Genomic DNA, 14757 nt, shown 5'->3' with positions numbered 1-14757 from the left:
CTCCTCAGGTCAGGCGTCCGCAGCAGTTCTTGTACTTCTTGCCGGAACCGCAGGTGCACGGCTCGTTGCGCCCCACCTTCCGGCCCTCGCGGACGAAGGTGTCTGCGGTGCGCGGGGCGGCGCGATCCCCCCGCCCCTCGCCGGCCTCGTCACCACCCCCGGCGAGCGCACTCTGACTCTCGGCGTGTTGATAGCTCACGTCGGCGCGCTCCTGGGGCTTCGGCTGCTCCGCCTCGGCGCGGTCCACGTCCTCCGGCTCCCGGACCTGCACGCGCTGCAGCAGGCTGATGACTTCCCGCTGGATGCTCTCGAGCATCGCGGAGAACATGTGGAAGGCGTCCTTCTTGAACTCCTGCTTCGGGTTGCGTTGCGCGTAGCCGCGCAGGTGGATGCCCTGGCGGAGGTAGTCCATGGCCGCCAGGTGCTCCTTCCACTGGCTGTCCAGCACCTGCAGCATCGCCACCTTCTCGAACCGGCGCAGGGCGTCCGCGCCAACCTGCTCTTCCTTCTCGAGATACTTCGCCTGGGCCTGCTCGACGATGCGCTCGCGCAGAGGCTCCTCGTGGAGGTCGTCTTCGTCGTCCAGCCACTGCTGGATCGGCAGCTCCAGGGCGAAGTCGCGCCGCAGGGCCTCTTCCAGGCCGGCGACATCCCACTGCTCGTCGATGCTGCCGGGCGGGATGTACTCGTCGATGACGCGGTTGACGACGTCGTTGCGCATGACCTCGACGGTTTCGCTGAGGTCGTCATCCGCCATCAGCTCCTGACGCTGACGATAGATCACCCGACGCTGGTCGTTGGCGACGTCGTCAAATTCCAGCAACTGCTTGCGGATATCGAAGTTATGGGTTTCGACCTTGCGCTGGGCATTCTCGATCACCCGCGAGACCATGCCGGACTCAATGGCCTCGCCCTCCTGCATGCCGAGCCGCTGCATCAGGTTGGAGACGCGCTCGGACGCGAAAATGCGCAGGAGGCTGTCTTCCAGTGACAGATAAAACCGGGTCGAGCCCGGGTCACCCTGGCGCCCCGAACGACCGCGCAGCTGGTTATCCACGCGGCGGGATTCGTGCCGCTCGGTGCCGATCACGTGCAGGCCGCCCGCTTCAATGACCTGCTGGTGACGGCGCTGCCAGTCGGCGCGGACCGCCTCGCGCTGCTCCTCGGTGGCATCCTCGCCCAGTTCCGCCAGCTCGGCGTCCAGGTTACCGCCCAGGACGATGTCGGTGCCGCGACCCGCCATGTTGGTCGCGATGGTCACGGCGCCCGGCTCACCGGCCTTGGCGATGATCGGCGCCTCGCGGTCATGCTGCTTGGCGTTGAGCACTTCGTGGGGGATACCGGCATCGTCAAGGCTCTTGGAGATCACCTCCGAGACGTCGATGGAGGCCGTGCCCACAAGGATCGGCCGCCCCGCCTCACGGTTGGCGACGATGTCCTCGACGATGGCGTTGATCTTGTCATTCTGGTTGAGATAGACGAGATCGTTATTGTCCTCGCGGATCATCGGCCGGTGCGTCGGGATGACCGTGACCTCCAGCCCATAGATGTGCTGGAACTCGTAGGCCTCGGTGTCGGCGGTGCCGGTCATGCCCGAGAGCTTCTCGTACAGGCGGAAGAAGTTCTGGAACGTGATGGAGGCAAGGGTCTGGTTCTCCTTGCGCACCGGCAGGCCTTCCTTCGCCTCCACCGCCTGATGCAGGCCGTCCGACCAGCGCCGCCCGGGCATGGCCCGGCCGGTGAACTCGTCGACGATCACCACCTGCTCGTCACGTATCAGGTACTGGTCATTCCGGTGATACAGGTGGTGCGCGCGCAGCGCCGCGTTGAAGTGATGCAGCAGACCAATGTTCCGGGGATCGTAAAGACTCTCCCCCTCTTTCAGCAGTCCGGCTTCGGAGAGCATCTCCTCGACCCGGTCGTGTCCCTCCTCGGTGAGGTAGGCCTGCCGGGATTTCTCGTCCAGCCAGAAATCACCCGGACCCTCGTCTTCTTCCTGCCTGCTCAGATGCGGTATGAGGGCATTGATGCTCTCGTAGAGCTGCGAACTCTGCTCGGCCGGGCCGGAGATGATCAGCGGGGTACGCGCTTCATCGATGAGGATGGAGTCCACCTCGTCCACGATGGCGAAACCGAGATCCCGCTGCATGCGGTCGTCGAGCCGGAACGCCATGTTGTCGCGCAGGTAATCGAAACCGAACTCGTTGTTGGTACCGTAGACGATATCGCAGGCGTAAGCGGCTTTTTTGTCCTCGTGCGCCATACCGGGCACAACGACGCCGGTCTCCAGCCCCAGAAAGCCGTAAATGCGGCCCATCCACTCGGCGTCGCGCCGGGCAAGATAGTCGTTGACCGTCACCACGTGCACGCTATTGCCGCTCAGGGCGTTGAGATAGGCAGCCAGAGTGGCGACCAGGGTCTTGCCCTCGCCGGTCTTCATCTCGGCAATTCGCCCGGAGTGGAGGACCATGCCCCCGATCAGCTGGACATCGAAATGTCGCATGTCCAGCACGCGCCGGGCGGCCTCTCGAACCGTGGCAAAAGCCTCCGGCAACAGCGCGTCAAGGCTCTCACCGTTGGCATGCCGCTCCCTGAACGCATCGGTACGCGCCCGGAGTTCCTCGTCGGTCAGCGCTTCAACCTCCGACTCAAGGGCGTTGATCCGGTCCACGTTCTTCCAGTGTTTGCGGACCTGCCGTTCGTTACGGGTGCCGAAGACCTTCTTGGCAATTGCACCTAGCATAGAGACCTTCTCGATGACGATGTGGGCAGCGGCGCGAGCGCACCACTGCAGAACGCATTTCCGACGCCCTCGACCGGGGCCTGGTTCCATCCGCCGATCGCCCCGCGCTGCTTGCGTCTGGCACCATGGAAGCCATGATGACAATCACCGCTGCAGGGCGCGGCCGGTAAATGGATCATCATACCTGATCGGCGGGTAAACTGCAGGCGATGGGTTGCGGGGGATTGACGCATGGCAACGAAAGGCAAGGGCCCGAAACCCCTGTCCGGGGCATTCAAGGAGACACGCGGTCCTGCCGCCGGGCTGTACGCACGCGCCGCACAACTGCGGCAGTGGGAGACACGCCTGCTTCGAGAGTTGCCGCCACAGGCCAGGGGCCACGTGCGGCTCGCCCGGATCGGCCGCGACGCCCTGGTCCTCGTGGCGGATAGCCCTGAGTGGCGGCACCGGTTACGGTATCTGGCACCTCGTCTGCAGGAGGTGGTGATGGACCAGGCCGGGATCCGGCCACAGCAGGTGACCATCCGGATCGGCAATCTGCCGCGCCGCCCGGACGTCACCACGCCGAAAACCCTGTCCACATCAGCCGGCCGCACGATTGACGCAGCCGCCCGACACGCCACCGACCCCCGGCTTGCGGACGCACTGGCGAAACTGGCGTCCCGCGCTCCGGGAGGTCGCGAACAGGACTAGCGGTCAGCCCGCGGCCGGCTTCAGCTCCCAGGTCACGCCGGCGCCGGGGCCGACAAGGGCTGGTCAAACGAAACCGGTGCAGGCTCGTCCCCCTCAAAGGTGACGTATTCCCACGCATCCTGGTTGGCAAGCAGGGCTCGCAGCAGCATGTTGTTCAGGTGATGCCCGGACTTGTAGCCGGTGAACGCCCCGATCACGCTGTGACCGAGCTGATACAGGTCACCGATCGCGTCGAGAATCTTGTGCTTCACGAACTCGTCGCGGTAGCGCAGACCGTCTTCGTTGAGGATGCGGTAGTCATCCACCACGATGGCGTTGTCCAGGCTGCCACCCAGCGCCAGCCGATTGGCTTGCAGCGTCTCGATGTCACGCATGAAACCGAATGTGCGCGCCCGTGAGATTTCCTTGACGAAGGAGGTAGCCGAGAAATCCACGGATGCGTGCTGGGTACCACTATCAAAGACCGGATGGTTGAATTCGATGGTGAAGTCCACCTTGAAGCCGTCGAACGGGTCGAAACGGACCCATTTGTCGTCGTCTTCAACCACTACGGGCTTGCGGACGCGCACAAACTTCTTGGGCGCCTCCTGCTCCTGGATACCTGCGGACTGAATCAGGAACACGAACGGGCCGGCACTGCCATCCATGATCGGGACTTCCGCATTGCTCAGCTCGACGATGACGTTGTCGATGCCCAACCCGGCCAGGGCGGACAGCAGGTGTTCGACCGTTGCCACGCGAACGCCGTCGCGGACCAGGCACGTAGAGAGCAGCGTGTCGCCCACATTCTCGGGGTGCGCGCCGATTTCCCATTCGGTGCCAAGATCCGTGCGCCGGAACACGATCCCGGTATTCGCCTGCGCGGGCAGAAGCGTCAGGTAGACCTTCTCCCCGGTGTGCAGACCGACGCCGGTGGCGCGGATCACGTTTTTGAGGGTGCGTTGGCGGATCATTGCCACAATCAACTCCTAGCCTGGCCCAAAACGGGGGTGTTAATCGCCGTTCGACAAACTCGCCCCGAATCAGTGCCGCGTCATTTTACTGCAATGCACGCAACTTGCATACTGCGGTGCAACATAGCGCGCCGTCGGGTCGGTGACGGCCGCAATGGTACCGCGCTGCCGCGGGGAGGACCCGCGGACCAGTTCACAGAACCGTCATTGTCAATCCGCCTGCCGTCGCAGGAAGGCCGGAATGTCGAGATAGTCCATATCCCCGGAATCGCCGTACTTGTCGTTGGCCGCCTTTTTCCTGGCCGCCGTGGGTTTCTCCAGTTCGTCGTAATCCACTTCGCCGGACGGCTTCTTGACCGTACGCAGCTGCGGGGCCTTGTCCTCGGTCTTGGGCTGACCCAGGCCGGTGGCGACAACCGTCACCCGCAACTCGCTCTCCAGCTCCGGATCGATCACCGTGCCGACCACCACGGTGGCGTCATCGGAAGCGAACTCCCGCACGGCCTGACCAACCTCGTCGAACTCACCAATGCCAAGATCGAGACCGGCGGTGACATTCACGAGAATGCCGTTGGCGCCGTGGAGGTTGATGTCCTCGAGCAGCGGGCTGGCGATGGCCCGTTCCGCGGCCTCCCGCGCACGCCCCTCACCGGAGGCGGCACCGGTGCCCATGACGGCCATGCCCATCTCGGACATGACGGTACGAACGTCGGCAAAGTCGACGTTGATCAGGCCAGGACGGGTGATCAGCTCCGCGATACCGCGCACGGCACCCAGAAGAACGTCGTTGGCCGCCTTGAACGCGTCCAGCAGCGTCAGGTTGCGACCCAGCTCGCTGAGGAGTTTCTCGTTGGGAATGGTTATCAGGGAGTCCACGGTCCGACCCAACTCCTTGATCCCTTCCTCGGCCACACGCAGGCGCTTGCCACCCTCGAACGGGAACGGTTTGGTGACCACCGCCACGGTGAGAATGCCCATCTCCCGGGCGATCTCGGCGACCACGGGCGCCGCGCCCGTGCCGGTGCCACCGCCCATGCCGGCGGTAATGAACACCATGTCGGCGCCTTCCAGCGATTCGGCGATGCGCTCGCGGTCCTCGGCCGCGGCGTTCCGGCCCACCTCCGGATGGGCACCGGCGCCCAGCCCCTTGGTAATGGAGCTGCCCAGTTGCAGAACCGTCTTGGCGGACGTGTTCTTCAGCGCCTGGGCGTCCGTGTTGGCGCAGATGAAATCCACGCCCTCGATGTCTGCAGAAACCATGTGCTGCACGGCGTTGCCGCCGCCGCCACCGACCCCGATGACCTTGATCACTGCGTTCTGGCTGAACGAATCCATCAGTTCAAACATGGCGATGCCTCCTTCTTACAATGCCCTGCGAGGGCAGCTGCCGCTCGCAGACCCGACCCGAAACTCAGAAGTTGCCCTGGAACCAGCTCTTCATGCGGTCCCAGAGCGCGTTGTATCCATTCGACGTGTCGTAATCCGGCCTGGTGCTGTGACCGCGGCCGTTGGCCCCGAAGGTCAGCAGACCGACCCCGGTGGAATAGACCGGGTTGCGGACCACGTCCGACAGCCCGGTGACGCTTTGCGGTATGCCGATGCGCACCGGCATGTGGAACACTTCCTCGGCCAGTTCGATGGCCCCTTCCATTTTGGAACTGCCGCCCGTCAGCACGACGCCGGCGGCGATGAGGTCCTCGAAGCCGCTGCGGCGCAGCTCCTGGTGGACCAGTGTCATGAGTTCCTCGTAACGCGGCTCCACCACCTCGGCGAGGGTCTGCCGCGACAGCCGCCGGGCCGGGCGATCACCCACCGACGGCACTTCAATGGTCTCCTCGGCGCCCGCCAGCTGGGACAGGGCGCAGGCGTACTTCACCTTGATTTCTTCGGCGTGCTGCGTGGGCGTACGCAGGGCCACCGCAATGTCGTTGGTGACCTGGTCACCGGCGATGGGGATGACCGCGGTGTGACGGATCGCCCCTTCCGTGAACACGGCGATGTCGGTGGTCCCGCCACCGATGTCCACCAGGCAGACACCCAGCTCCTTCTCGTCATCGGTGAGCACGGCGTGGCTGGACGCAAGCTGCTCCAGGATCACGTCATCCACTTCAAGACCGCAGCGGCGGATGCACTTGACGATATTCTGGGCCGCACTGACCGCGCCGGTGACCATGTGGACCTTGGCCTCCAGGCGGACACCGGACATGCCGATGGGCTCGCGGATGCCCTCCTGGGTGTCGATGACGAACTCCTGGGGCAGGATATGCAGGATCTTCTGATCCGCCGGGATGGCCACGGCCCGGGCTGCGTCGATCACGCGCTCCATGTCGGCCTGACCCACTTCCTTGTCACGGATGGCGACGATGCCGTGCGAGTTCAGGCTGCGCACGTGGCTGCCGGCGATCCCTGCGTAGACGGAATGGATCTGGCAGCCGGCCATGAGCTCGGCTTCCTCCACGGCGCGCTGGATCGACTGCACCGTAGACTCGATGTTCACCACCACGCCCTTCTTGAGTCCACGCGAAGGATGAGAACCGATCCCGCTGATCTCCACCTCGCCATTGGGGCCCACCTCGCCCACGATGGCGACGACCTTGGACGTTCCGATATCCAGGCCGACCAGCAGACTCTGTTCCGTCTTCTTCGACATGCTCTACCTCTCGTCAGTTGGGCGCGTTGTTTCCGTTGTCGCGCCAACGCACGCTAAAACCATTGGGATAACGGAGATCGGCGCGGGCCATCTCCTCCTCCCGTTCGCGTACCAGCCCCGGGTACGCCGCCACGAACCGCTCAAGGCGGTCCGCCACATCCTCGCGGCCAAGGCGGATCCGCGCGCCGGAGTCCAGCTCTGCAGTCCACGACTCGCGATCGTCCATCCCCAGACGCTCGACATTGAAACCAATGCCGCCCACGGCGCGCTGGAGTTCGAGGTAGCGCGCGGCCACGTCCGATTCCCGCCCATCCGGCCCGGACAGAACGGGCAGCCCCCCCGGCCAGGTTTCCTCGGGGGCGGAAAAGACGTCGCCCCCGGCGCCAAGCAGCGCCTCGTCGTTCCAGACCGCGACCGCCTCCTGCTCACGGATTTCCACCCGCAGCTGCCCCGGCCAGACCCGACGCACCGCTGCCCGATCGACCCACGGCAACGCCTCCAGGGCCCGGCGGATTCCGGCCACGTCCAGCGCCCAGAAACCGTCGTTAAGGCGGCCATCCAGCGCATCGCGGAGGTCCCCTTCGCGAACGTGCTCCAGGCGGCTGTCAAAATGCACCGACTCCAGCGGGAACGTCTCCGGGGCCAGCAACCACGCCGTGCCCCAGACAGCACCGCCAATCCCCGCGACGGCCACACCGGCCAGGCCGCCACGGCGGCACCACAGCAACATCCGGGCGCGGCGCTCGGCCCGCACGGCCGGATCCACCGGCTGCCGGGCTGGTCCGCGCCGACGGGCGCCTGTTGTGGTGCGCTGCCGCTTCATGCATCCGCCTCCAGACTGGTCTCCAGAATCCGCCAGACCAGTTCGTCAAACGGCATCCCCGCGGCCTCGGCCGCCATGGGAACCAGCGAGTGATCGGTCATGCCGGGGATGGTGTTCACCTCCAGCAGCCAGAACGCGCCATTGCCGTCGCGCATTACGTCCACCCGCCCCCAGCCCGCGCCGTCGACGGCGCGGAATGCTTCCGTCGCCAGCGCATTCAGGGCGTCGAGATCCGCGCCTTCCAGACCGCACGGGCAGTGGTAACGGGTCGAATCCGACTCGTACTTGGCCTCGAAGTCGTAGAACGTATGCGGCGTCTCCAGCCTGATTGCCGGCAGCACCGTGTCGCCGAGCAGGGAGACGGTGTACTCCTCGCCGGTAATCCAGCGCTCCGCGATCACGTCGCGGTCATAGCGGGCAGCGGCATCGCGGGCGGCAATGAGTTCCGCCTCGGTGGTGACCCGGCTCATGCCAATGCTGGAGCCCTCGCGTGCGGGCTTGACGATCAGCGGCGTCCCCAGGGCGGCGATGACGTCGGCCGCGCGGGTATCGGGGCGCAGCTCCATGTAGTCGGGGGTTGGCAGCCCGGCGCCACGCCACACCTGCTTGGTGCGCAGCTTGTCCATGCCCAGGGCCGAGCCCAGCACGCCGCTGCCCGTGTAGGGCAGCCCGAGCAGCTCCAGGCCGGCCTGAATCACGCCGTCCTCGCCGCCGCGTCCATGCAGGGCGATGAAGGCGCGATCAAAGCCACCCGCCTCCAGCACCTGAAGCACGTCGCGACCGGCGTCCACGCTGTGCGCATCCACGCCTCGCGCCTGCAGGCCGGCAAGCACCTGCCGCCCGCTGCGCAGCGAGATCTCGCGCTCGGCGGACCAGCCGCCCATGAGCACGGCCACCCGACCGAATACCGCTGGTGTGGTCACCGAATGCTCCGTCATGCTCCGTCCTCCGCGGCTTCGCCCACGATCCGCACTTCCGCCTCCAGTTGGACGCCGAACCGGTTGGCGATCTCGCTGCGCACGGTCTCCACCAGCTGCTCAATGTCCGCGGCTGTGGCAGTCCCGTCGTTGATGATGAAGTTCGCGTGCTTGTCCGAGACCAGCGCGCCGCCTTGCCGGCGGCCTTTCAGGCCGGCGGTCTCGATCAGACGCGCAGCGTGGTCGCCCTCCGGGTTGCGAAACACGGAGCCGCAGCTCGGCTTGCCGATGGGCTGGGATGCAGCACGCTGGGCCAGCAGCTCCCGGATGCGCTGCATGGCCACGTCGCCGTCACCCGGCCGCAGCGCCAGAGTGCAGCTCAGGAACCACTCCTCCGCTGGGGCCTTCACGCTGCGGTAGCCCACGCTGTACTCGCTTGGGCGGCGCCGGCGGATCTCGCCGCCGCGGGTCATGGTCTCTACCTCCTCGACCACCCGCCAGGTCTCGCCACCGAACGCACCGGCGTTCATGGCGAGCGCGCCCCCCATGGTCCCGGGGATGCCGGCAAGAAACTCGGCGTCGACAAGGTTCTGCCGGGCGGCGAAGCGTGCCACCTTGGCGCACGCCACGCCGCAGTCGGCGTGGACGCGCGTGTCATCCAGCCGCCGCAGTTCGTCGACGCCACCCTGCAGGAATATCACCGTCCCGCGGACGCCACCGTCGCGCACCAGCAGGTTGCTGCCGAGCCCGCACCAGAACACCGGCTCGTCCTCGGGAAGGCTGCGCAGAAAGCCGATCAGGTCATCACGGTCCGCCGGCCGGTAAAAGCGGTCCGCCGGGCCGCCGACACGCCAGGTGGTGTGCCGGGCCATGGGCTCCTGCAGCCTGAGTTCGCCGCGATGGTTGAGCGCTTCCGCCATCACGCCTCACCTCCCGTGAGTCGGTCCTGGAGCATGGCTGCGGCGCCACCGATACTGCCGGCGCCGAGCGTGAGCAGGATGTCGCCGTCCCGGAGCACCCCCGGCAGCGTGTCCACCAGCTCCGCCACCGACTCCACGAAAACCGGGTTGACCTGGCCGCGGGCGCGGATGGCCGCGCAAAGGGCGCGGGCATCCGCCCCTGCGATGGGGTCTTCCCCCGCCGCATGGACTTCAGAGACAAGCAGAGCGTCGACGCCGGCCAGCACCCGGGAGAAATCGTCGAACAGGTCGCGCGTGCGGCTGTAACGGTGCGGCTGGAACGCGACCACGAGCCGGCGCTCCGGCCAGCCGGAGCGCACCGCTTCGAGCACGGCGCGGATCTCGCTGGGGTGATGCCCGTAGTCGTCCACCACCAGGGCGTGCCCCCCGCCGTGCGGCAGCGGCTGCTCGCCGTAGCTCTGGAACCGCCGGCCGATCCCCTGGAACTCCCCCAGGGCTCGCACGATGGCGTCGTGGTCGACGCCCAGCTCGTCGGCAATGGCGATGGCTGCAAGGGCGTTAAGCACGTTGTGGCGCCCCGGCAGGTTGAGCCCGATGCGCAGGGGTTCCGGGTCGCCGTTGAGGCGCACGCTGAAATAGGTGCGCGCGCCCTCCTGGACGATGTCGAACGCCTGCAGGTCGGCCCCCTCGGCCACGCCGTAGGTGCGCACGGGGCGGGTCAGCTCCGGCAGCAGACCGGCGACTTCGTCGTCATCCAGGCACAGAACGGCGAGACCGTAGAACGGAATGTGATGCAGAAACTCCAGGAACGTCTGGCGCAGCCGCTGGAAGTCACCGCCGTAAGTGCCAAGATGATCCGCGTCGATGTTGGTGACCGCAGCAATCATGGGCTGGAGGTAGAGGAACGACGCGTCGCTCTCGTCCGCCTCCGCCACCAGGAACTGACTGTCGCCCAGCCGCGCGTTGGCACCGGCGCTGGTCAGCCGGCCGCCGATGACGAACGTGGGATCCAGCCCGCCTTCGGCGAGCACACTGGCCACCAGGCTGGTGGTGGTCGTCTTGCCGTGGGTGCCGGCGACGGCCACGCCGTAACGGAACCGCATCAGCTCGGCGAGCATTTCCGCGCGTGGTACGACCGGAATGCGCCGGGTACGCGCAGCCTGCAGCTCCGGGTTATCTGCGCCCACAGCGCTGGACACGACCACGGCGTCCGCATCCGCCACGTTGGCATCGGAATGGCCGATGGTGACGTGAACACCCAGCGACGCCAGACGGCGGGTCACCGGGTTCTCGCGCAGGTCACTGCCGGAGATGGCATAGCCGAGATTGCACAGCACCTCGGCGATGCCGCTCATTCCGGCGCCGCCGACCCCGACGAAATGAATCCGCCGCACCCGGCCCATGGTGCCCGGTCGGGTGTGATCCCAGCTCTGCTCAAGGCGATGATCGCTCATCGGGCTACCTCCAGGCACCGTTCAGCCACAGTTTCAGCGGCATCGGGGCGGGCCAGCCCGCGCGCGGCCTGCCCCATGTCGATGAGTCGCGCACGGTCCTGCGCGACGGAGCGGAAAAACGCTGCCAGGCGCTCCGCCGTAAGTTCGGACTGCGGCATCAGCTCGGCCGCACCACACTCCGCCAGCTGCATTGCGTTGGCGGTCTGGTGGTCATCAACCGCGTGCGGCAGCGGTACGAGTACAGAAGCGACGCCGGCGATGGACAGCTCGCTGACGGTGAGCGCTCCGGCTCGGCAGACCACCAGATCCGCTTCCCCGTAGGCAGTCGCCATGTCAGCGATGAACGGCGTCACCTCGGCGCTGACACCAAGCCCTGCGTATTCGCTGCGGGCAAGCTCGCCCGTGACCTCGCCGGCCTGATGCACCACCACCGGCCGCTCCGACTCCGGCATCAGGGCCAGCGCCTGCGGCACCACCTCGTTGAGGACCTTGGCGCCGAGGCTGCCGCCGACCACCAGTAGCCGCCAGGGCTCACGTCCCTGCGGGCGCTCCTCCGGTGGCGGCAGTCGCAGGATGGCACCGCGCACCGGATTGCCGGTGACCTCGGCGCGATCACCGGCAAAGGCGCCCGGAAAACCGGCGAGCACTCGGCGCGCGAGCCGCGCCAGAAGACGGTTGGTCATCCCGGCCACGGCGTTCTGCTCGTGAATGATCAGCGGGCACCGCAGCAGCCAGGCCGCCAGCCCACCGGGGCCAGCCACATAGCCGCCCATGCCGAGCACGGCGCGCGGCCGGTGGCGGCGCACAACCCGCGCCGCCTGCAGCACCGCACGCAACACACGCACCGGCGCCAGCACCCAGCCCAGGGCACCGTTGCCCCGAAGCCCCTGGACCGTCAGCCACTCGAGCACCAGGCCCGCTTCCGGCACCACCCGCGACTCGAGCCCCTTACGGGTGCCGAGCCAGATCACCGGCACGCCGCGGGCGCGCAGGGCGTCGGCGACGGCAAGCGCCGGGAAGACGTGTCCGCCGGTACCGCCGGCCATGATCAGCACAGGTGTTTCCGCCACAGCGCGGGTCATGACGACCTCCCCGGGCGCGGCGCCCGTTCCGCCATACGGCGTTCGTAATCCACCCGCAGAACCACGGCCAGTGCGACACCGGTGGTGAGCAGACTGCTGCCGCCGTAGCTCATCAGCGGCAGCGTCAGCCCCTTGGTCGGGAGCAACCCCATGTTCACGCCGATGTTGATGAAGCTCTGCAGCCCAAGCCAGAAGCCAACCGCGAAGCAGAGATAGCCGCCGAAGGGCTGGTGGGCCCGGATAGCGGCAGCGCCAATGGCGAGAATCCGCCAGACGATCCAGGAATACAGCACCAGCACCAGCACGACGCCGACCAGACCAAGCTCCTCGGCCAGGACTGCGAAGACGAAATCTGTGTGCGCCTCCGGCAGATAGAAGAGCTTCTGCACGCTTGCGCCCAACCCCACGCCGAACCACTCACCGCGACCGATGGCGATCAGCGACTGGGTCAGCTGGAAGCCGGTGTTGAACGGATCGGCCCAGGGGTCCACGAAGGCCATGAGCCGGGTGATCCGGTAGGGGGACGTGACGATCAGCATCCAGGCCGCGCCACCCGCACAGGAGGCCAGCACCAGAAAACGCCACAGGGGGACTCCGGCCAGAAACAGCAGCCCCAGCCCTGTGGCTCCGAGCACCAGCGCCCCCCCGAAGTCGGGCTGCATGAGCAGCAGCAGACCGCTGGCGCCGAGCAGCACGATGGGAATGAGAAAGCCCTGCATGGAGCCCCGCACCCGGTCGCCGCGACGCACCAGATAGGCCGCGAGGTAGAACAGCACGCCGAACTTGGCAACCTCGGAGACCTGCAGATGGAAGATGCCCACCGGAATCCAGCGCGTGGCACCGTTCACTTCGCGCCCCACCCCCGGAATCAGGACCAGGACCAGCAGCAGCATGGCCAGCAGGAGCAGCAGACCGCTGGCCTGGTACCAGGTCTGTACCGGTACCTGCAACACCACCCAGCTGGCGGCCAGCGTCAGGCCGAGGAACAGCAGCTGCCGGTTGAGGTAGTAGAACGGCGAGCCGAACTGGCTCTCCGCCAGGGAGACGGATGCCGACGTCACCGCCACGATGCCCAGCAGCACGGCCGCGGCGAGCGCCAGAAGCAGGCGCTGATCGAGGTTCGGCCACAGCGCGGTGGCGCGGCGGGCCTCGGTGGCGACGGCATTGAGCACGGGAACGCTCATCGGGCAACCCTCCCGACCGCCTCGGCAAACGCCCGGCCCCGTTCCTGGTAGCCGCTGAACTGATCGAAGCTGGCGCACGCCGGCGCGAGCACAACCGTATCGCCCGGTTCGGCCGTGGCCGCTGCGGCGGTGACCGCCTCGTCCAGGCCGGCGACCCGCTGCACGGGCACCGAATCGCCCAGCGCCCGCGCGATCAGCGGGGCATCCTCGCCGTACAGGATCACGGCCCGGGACTTGCCCTCGAGGGCAGCAGCAAGCGGCGCGAAGTCCGCCCCCTTGCCCTGCCCACCGGCGATCAGCACCAGCGGGCCTTCCAGTCCCTGAACGGCGGCGATGGCGGCGCCCACATTCGTGGCCTTGGAGTCATTGATCCAGCGCACACCGTTATGGTCGGCCAGCCATTCCATCCGGTGCGGCAGCCCCCGGAAACGGCGCAGGACGTTGACGCAGTCTTGGGACGGCAGCCCCACCGATTCCGCCAGAGCCAGGGCCGCCAGTGCGTTCAACTGGTTGTGCCGCCCCTGCAGCGCAAGCTCATCCACTGGCATGATGAGATCGCGGTCCCGGGCCAGCCATTCACGGCCTTGCGCTGTCAGGATACCGAACCCCCCGGCCGCGGGAGCACCAAGGCTGAAGGAACGCACCGTGCGGCGACGCCGGGCCATTGCGGCAACGCGCGGATCATCACGATTGATCACCATGATGCCGTCACCCGCGTAGATGCCCGCCTTGATCGCGGCGTATGCACCGATATCGCCGTGCCGGTCCATGTGGTCGGCACTGACATTGAGCACCACGGAGGCGGCGGGCCGCAGGGAGTAAGTCGTCTCCAGCTGGAAACTGGAGAGTTCCAGCACGTAGAGGTCCGGCTCCGGGTCGGTCAGAAGATCCAGCGCCGGCGTACCGAGGTTGCCGCCTACACCGGCGCGCTTTCCGGCTTCCGCGGCCATCTCGCCCACCAGCGTCGTGACCGTGCTCTTGCCGTTCGAGCCGGTGATGGCCACCACGGGCGCCCGGGCATGCCGGGCGAACAGCTCGATCTCGCTGATCACGGGAACACCGCACAGGCGCGCCTGACGCAGGGCCTGCTCGTCCAGCGACACACCGGGGCTGACCACGATCTCCTGCGCATCGGCAAGCATGGCCGCGTCGAATCCGCCCACCTGCAGCGGAATCCCCCGGTCCAGTTCCTGTACCGCCGCCATGGCCGGCGGCCGTTCGCGGCTGTCCGTTGCAGCCACGGCAACACCACGCGCATGCAGGAAACGCACGCAGGCCTCGCCCGTCCGGCCCAAGCCGACAACCACTGTTCTCTGCGCGTTTGTTGCCATGGCTTGT

Annotated in this window: 12 protein-coding genes; 1 reads left to right on the top strand and 11 read right to left on the bottom strand. The window is 67.0% G+C overall.

What is annotated here, in order from left to right:
- Nucleotides 1–4 precede the first annotated feature (4 nt).
- Complete coding sequence (gene secA, locus ACNSTU_RS13280; RefSeq protein ID WP_290634569.1) at nt 5–2743, bottom strand: preprotein translocase subunit SecA; 2739 nt, start codon at nt 2741–2743, stop codon at nt 5–7.
- A gap of 231 nt (nt 2744–2974) precedes the next feature.
- Here secA and ACNSTU_RS13275 point away from each other — a divergent pair, with 231 nt between their 5' ends.
- Nucleotides 2975–3436 carry a DciA family protein gene (locus ACNSTU_RS13275; protein WP_290634567.1) on the top strand — a complete coding sequence of 154 codons (462 nt, stop codon included), beginning with the start codon at nt 2975–2977 and terminating at the stop codon, nt 3434–3436.
- Nucleotides 3437–3468: 32 nt separating this feature from the next.
- On the opposite strand, the gene lpxC is transcribed toward ACNSTU_RS13275, so the two are convergent.
- The 10 genes from lpxC to murD all read right to left on the bottom strand — a co-directional run bounded on the left by lpxC (nt 3469) and on the right by murD (nt 14750).
- The gene (lpxC, locus tag ACNSTU_RS13270) at nt 3469–4389 is read right to left on the bottom strand and encodes a UDP-3-O-acyl-N-acetylglucosamine deacetylase (protein ID WP_290634565.1); all 921 of its coding nucleotides are present in this window, start codon (nt 4387–4389) and stop codon (nt 3469–3471) included.
- Nucleotides 4390–4599: 210 nt separating this feature from the next.
- Nucleotides 4600–5736: a cell division protein FtsZ gene (gene ftsZ, locus ACNSTU_RS13265; protein WP_290634563.1), complete on the bottom strand. Its 1137-nt coding sequence runs from the start codon at nt 5734–5736 to the stop codon at nt 4600–4602.
- A gap of 64 nt (nt 5737–5800) precedes the next feature.
- Nucleotides 5801–7039 (bottom strand): cell division protein FtsA, encoded by a 1239-nt coding sequence (gene ftsA / locus ACNSTU_RS13260; RefSeq protein ID WP_418212457.1) that lies wholly within the window; start codon nt 7037–7039, stop codon nt 5801–5803.
- 13 nt (nt 7040–7052) lie between these two features.
- The gene (locus ACNSTU_RS13255) at nt 7053–7862 is read right to left on the bottom strand and encodes a cell division protein FtsQ/DivIB (RefSeq protein ID WP_290634559.1); all 810 of its coding nucleotides are present in this window, start codon (nt 7860–7862) and stop codon (nt 7053–7055) included.
- Nucleotides 7859–8800 carry a D-alanine--D-alanine ligase gene (locus ACNSTU_RS13250; protein WP_418212456.1) on the bottom strand — a complete coding sequence of 314 codons (942 nt, stop codon included), beginning with the start codon at nt 8798–8800 and terminating at the stop codon, nt 7859–7861. Before ACNSTU_RS13250 ends, ACNSTU_RS13255 begins: the two co-directional genes overlap by 4 nt.
- The gene (gene murB / locus ACNSTU_RS13245; RefSeq protein WP_290634554.1) at nt 8797–9699 is read right to left on the bottom strand and encodes a UDP-N-acetylmuramate dehydrogenase; all 903 of its coding nucleotides are present in this window, start codon (nt 9697–9699) and stop codon (nt 8797–8799) included. Before murB ends, ACNSTU_RS13250 begins: the two co-directional genes overlap by 4 nt.
- Entirely contained in the window at nt 9699–11153 is a 1455-nt protein-coding gene (gene murC / locus ACNSTU_RS13240; protein WP_290634552.1) for a UDP-N-acetylmuramate--L-alanine ligase, read from the bottom strand. Before murC ends, murB begins: the two co-directional genes overlap by 1 nt.
- A complete protein-coding gene (gene murG, locus ACNSTU_RS13235; RefSeq protein ID WP_290634550.1) occupies nt 11150–12235 on the bottom strand; it encodes an undecaprenyldiphospho-muramoylpentapeptide beta-N-acetylglucosaminyltransferase in 1086 nt (361 codons plus the stop codon). Before murG ends, murC begins: the two co-directional genes overlap by 4 nt.
- Nucleotides 12232–13419, bottom strand: coding sequence for a putative lipid II flippase FtsW (gene ftsW, locus ACNSTU_RS13230; RefSeq protein ID WP_290634548.1), 1188 nt, complete (start codon nt 13417–13419; stop codon nt 12232–12234). The genes murG and ftsW overlap by 4 nt, the downstream gene beginning before the upstream one ends.
- The gene (gene murD, locus ACNSTU_RS13225) at nt 13416–14750 is read right to left on the bottom strand and encodes a UDP-N-acetylmuramoyl-L-alanine--D-glutamate ligase (RefSeq protein ID WP_366213916.1); all 1335 of its coding nucleotides are present in this window, start codon (nt 14748–14750) and stop codon (nt 13416–13418) included. Before murD ends, ftsW begins: the two co-directional genes overlap by 4 nt.
- Between the last annotated feature and the right edge of the window lie 7 nt (nt 14751–14757).

Source organism: Aquisalimonas sp. APHAB1-3, from assembly GCF_048323695.1.
In the GTDB taxonomy this organism is placed as follows: domain Bacteria; phylum Pseudomonadota; class Gammaproteobacteria; order Nitrococcales; family Aquisalimonadaceae; genus Aquisalimonas.
Note: the sequence above shows the minus strand (reverse complement) of the source record. Positions and strands in the feature narration are given on the sequence as shown.

What these genes read in the sequence shown, in the direction of transcription:
- murB (WP_290634554.1), bottom strand. Translation starts at nt 9,699, where the DNA reads ATGGCGGAAGCGCTCAACCATCGCGGCGAACTCAGGCTGCAGGAGCCC.
- ftsA (WP_418212457.1), bottom strand. Translation starts at nt 7,039, where the DNA reads ATGTCGAAGAAGACGGAACAGAGTCTGCTGGTCGGCCTGGATATCGGA.
- ftsW (WP_290634548.1), bottom strand. Translation starts at nt 13,419, where the DNA reads ATGAGCGTTCCCGTGCTCAATGCCGTCGCCACCGAGGCCCGCCGCGCC.
- murG (WP_290634550.1), bottom strand. Translation starts at nt 12,235, where the DNA reads ATGACCCGCGCTGTGGCGGAAACACCTGTGCTGATCATGGCCGGCGGT.
- ACNSTU_RS13255 (WP_290634559.1), bottom strand. Translation starts at nt 7,862, where the DNA reads ATGAAGCGGCAGCGCACCACAACAGGCGCCCGTCGGCGCGGACCAGCC.
- ACNSTU_RS13275 (WP_290634567.1), top strand. Translation starts at nt 2,975, where the DNA reads ATGGCAACGAAAGGCAAGGGCCCGAAACCCCTGTCCGGGGCATTCAAG.
- murC (WP_290634552.1), bottom strand. Translation starts at nt 11,153, where the DNA reads ATGAGCGATCATCGCCTTGAGCAGAGCTGGGATCACACCCGACCGGGC.
- lpxC (WP_290634565.1), bottom strand. Translation starts at nt 4,389, where the DNA reads ATGATCCGCCAACGCACCCTCAAAAACGTGATCCGCGCCACCGGCGTC.
- secA (WP_290634569.1), bottom strand. Translation starts at nt 2,743, where the DNA reads ATGCTAGGTGCAATTGCCAAGAAGGTCTTCGGCACCCGTAACGAACGG.
- ACNSTU_RS13250 (WP_418212456.1), bottom strand. Translation starts at nt 8,800, where the DNA reads ATGACGGAGCATTCGGTGACCACACCAGCGGTATTCGGTCGGGTGGCC.
- ftsZ (WP_290634563.1), bottom strand. Translation starts at nt 5,736, where the DNA reads ATGTTTGAACTGATGGATTCGTTCAGCCAGAACGCAGTGATCAAGGTC.
- murD (WP_366213916.1), bottom strand. Translation starts at nt 14,750, where the DNA reads ATGGCAACAAACGCGCAGAGAACAGTGGTTGTCGGCTTGGGCCGGACG.